Genomic DNA, 1,401 nt, shown 5'->3' on the forward strand with positions numbered 1-1,401 from the left:
TCTTGCCGATGATCACGGCGAGTTCGGCTTCCCAGTCCACGGTGTCCGATTCCTGCGGCAACGCCAGGTCGTCGTTCGGGCCGATCAGGGATTCCTGGTACTTCGCGAACAGGGTGGGGTACTCGGGGATTTCCCGGCCCATTTCCTTGATGTGGTTTCGGTAGTTGTGGCCCACGCAGATGATCTTCCCCGGTGCGGGCACGACGGCGGCGAGGTCGGCGCCGTCGAGCGCGTGCGTTGCGCCGTTGGCCGCCTTCGCTTTCTCTTCCCAGGCGGGGTCGGCCAGCAGCGCGCCGACGTCGGCGAAGCCGGGGATTTCGGTGAGGGTGTCGCCGTCCTGGCGGACGGCCACGGTGCCTTTGCCTGTGGCGGTTTCGGTGCGGAGGGTGAGGAGTCTCATGCTTTCTTGCGTCCTTCGGTGTAGCTGCGGTTGAAGTTGAGGCGTTCGAAGATGGGGGCGTCGCTGAAACGGAACAGATCGAACTCTGTTTCGGCCTGCAGGGACCATTCCTGCCAGGACGGGACCACGAAGAGGTCGCCCTTGGCCAGGTGCTTGGTTTCGCCGTTCAACACGACGGTGCCGGTGCCTTCGAAGACCTGCCAGACACTGGAGCCGACCTCGCGGAGCGGTTCGGTGGTGGCGCCGGGACGGAGGCGGTGGAACTCGGCGCGGATGGTGGGCATGACGTCCCCACCGGTGGTGGGGTTTGAGTACCGGATGGCGGCGTGGCCCTGGGACACGGTGGCCGGGTGGCCTTCGTCTTCCAGGAGGAGTTGTTCGCGGAGGGCGGCGTCGGTGTGTTCCCAGCGGTAAGCGGCGATGGGGGAGTTGGTGGTGTCATCGAGGCCGGAGAGGGGGCGGAGGCCGGGGTGTGCCCAGAGACGTTCGGAGCGGGAGATGTCCGGGGTGGCTTCGTCGGTGACGCGTTCGGTGCCGAACTCGAAGAACCCGGCATCGGCGTAGTGCACGAACGGGATGTCGAGCCCGTCGATCCAGGCCATGGGCTGGTCGGTGTCGTTGTGGTGGCCGTGGAAGTTCCAGCCCGGGGTAAGCAGGAAGTCACCGCGACGCATCGCCACGGGGTCCCCGTTCACCACCGTCCAGACGCCTTCACCTTCGACGACGAAACGGAAGGCGTTCTGGGAGTGCCGGTGCTCGGGGGCGACCTCGTGCGGGCCGAGGTACTGGATCGCTGCCCACAACGTCGGGGTCGCGTACGGTGCGCCCGCAAGGCCGGGGTTCGCGAGGGCAATGGCCCGGCGCTCACCGCCGCGGCCTACCGGTACGAGGTCCCCGGCACGGGCGGCCAGCGGGTACAAATCATTCCAACGCCACACATGGGCGACGGCTTTTGGGGTGGGGACCATCGGCATCAGGTCACCGATCTCCGTCCACAACGG

At 67.0% G+C, this 1,401-nt stretch carries 2 protein-coding genes; both read right to left on the reverse strand.

All coding sequences use genetic code 11. The features are described 5' to 3' along the window. On the reverse strand, positions 1-400 hold a 400-nt coding region (locus ACIQC5_RS24230), incomplete at its 3' end, for a fumarylacetoacetate hydrolase family protein (RefSeq protein ID WP_400287773.1). Next, positions 397-1,401: cupin domain-containing protein (locus ACIQC5_RS24235; protein WP_400287775.1), on the reverse strand; the 1,005-nt coding region annotated here is incomplete at its 5' end. The genes ACIQC5_RS24235 and ACIQC5_RS24230, both read right to left, overlap by 4 nt.

The organism is Paenarthrobacter sp. NPDC092416 (genome assembly GCF_044755025.1).
Classification (GTDB): domain Bacteria; phylum Actinomycetota; class Actinomycetes; order Actinomycetales; family Micrococcaceae; genus Arthrobacter.